This window comes from Endozoicomonas sp. SESOKO3, assembly GCF_024606255.1.
On sequence record NZ_JAHHPR010000193.1, the window covers coordinates 1 to 1,521 of the forward strand.

Genomic DNA, 1,521 nt, shown 5'->3' on the forward strand with positions numbered 1-1,521 from the left:
GTGGTTGGCAGTCCTGGCCGAGGAAACCGGCCAAATGCTGACAGGCGGCTTCCGGCAGATGGTCATTTTCCAGCAGCTCCTGTACCGCTTCGGCCACAGGCTCATAGCTCTTCTCCTCTTTCTGGTAGGTCTCCAGATCATGGAAACGATCCGGGTCCAGTAGGCGGAGTCTGGCAAAATGACTTTCGGGGCCCATCTGTTCAGGCGTGGCTGTCAATAGCAGCAGTCCGGGAATCTGTGACGACAAGGTTTCTACAACCTGATATTCACGGCTGGGGTCTTCTTCTGACCAGACCAGATGATGAGCCTCATCGACGATCAGCAGATCCCAGTCAGCTTCCAGGACCTGTTGGAAACGATTTTCGTACTGGCTCAGGAAGTCCAGGCTGCAGAGAATCAGCTGTTCGGTGTTGAACGGGTTTTCATCTTCAATCGCACGGCAACGCTCTTCATCAAACAGGCCGAAGTGCAGGTTAAAACGACGCAGCATTTCGACCAGCCATTGATGTTGAAGTGTTTCCGGAACCAGAATCAGGACCCGGCTGGCACGTTCTGTGATCAGTTGCTGATGAAGGATAAGACCGGCTTCAATGGTTTTACCCATGCCAACTTCGTCAGCCAGCATCACTCTTGGCGCATGGCGTCCGGAAACCTCACGGGCTATGTGCAGCTGATGGGGGATGAGGCTGGTACGGGCACCGAGAAGCCCTCTTACTGGAGCGCTCAACAGGCGACAATTGTTCAGCAATGTCTTGTAACGCAGAGAAAAATTGCTGTTTTGGTCGATTTGACCTGCCAGCATTCTGTCCTGCGGTTTGTTGAAGTGAATAAAGTTGCCCAGCTCCGATTCGGGAAGCTCTCCGGGCTTGCCGTTGGGAAGAAGACCCTTATAGTGCAGCAGACCATTCTCTTCGATGACTTCTGTCACCGTCATGGTCCAGCCCTCGTGACTCTCTATCTTGTCACCAGGATTAAATTGTACCCTTGATAGCGGGCAGTTATTAATGGAGTACAGCCGGGTTTCACCGGTGGTGGTGAACAATAGGGTAACCATGCGACTATCGAAAGTCAGAACGGTACCTAATCCTTGTTCAGTTTCGGTGTCACTGATCCAGCGCTGTCCAGGAACGAAGCTCGTCATGTCGTGACTACATACCTTGCCAGACAAAAAGGCCGCTATATTAGCGGAATTCGCTGTATTAGCAACCAGTACAAGTGCTACTTGGCGGGCTGCTTCACTAGTGTCTCGGTCTGATAATGGGAAAAATGACCGCTAGAACCACTATCTTTGGTAAAAAAAAGGGTTTCTCAATCAGGAATGAAAGAAAGATTTTTTTTCATACAAAGCTATTTTTAGCTGAATCTGAAGCTGATCAGAGGGACGGTTAATGCCCATGACGCTTTGTTTTTGATTCGTTTCTGAATAGAAGATGAAATGAAAAAGGATTGAAACGAAAAAGGTGCTGACGGCAGAGCGAATCAGGGCATTCCGCTCTGGCAATCGGAAAATGCGCTGGATCA

At 50.0% G+C, this 1,521-nt stretch carries 2 protein-coding genes; both read right to left on the reverse strand.

The features are described from left to right. On the reverse strand, nt 1-1,141 hold a 1,141-nt coding region (gene rapA, locus KDK18_RS03320; RefSeq protein WP_257253201.1), incomplete at its 3' end, for an RNA polymerase-associated protein RapA. A gap of 171 nt (nt 1,142-1,312) precedes the next feature. Continuing rightward, nucleotides 1,313-1,521 (reverse strand): hypothetical protein (locus KDK18_RS03325; RefSeq protein ID WP_257253202.1); only part of this gene is annotated, 209 nt, incomplete at its 5' end.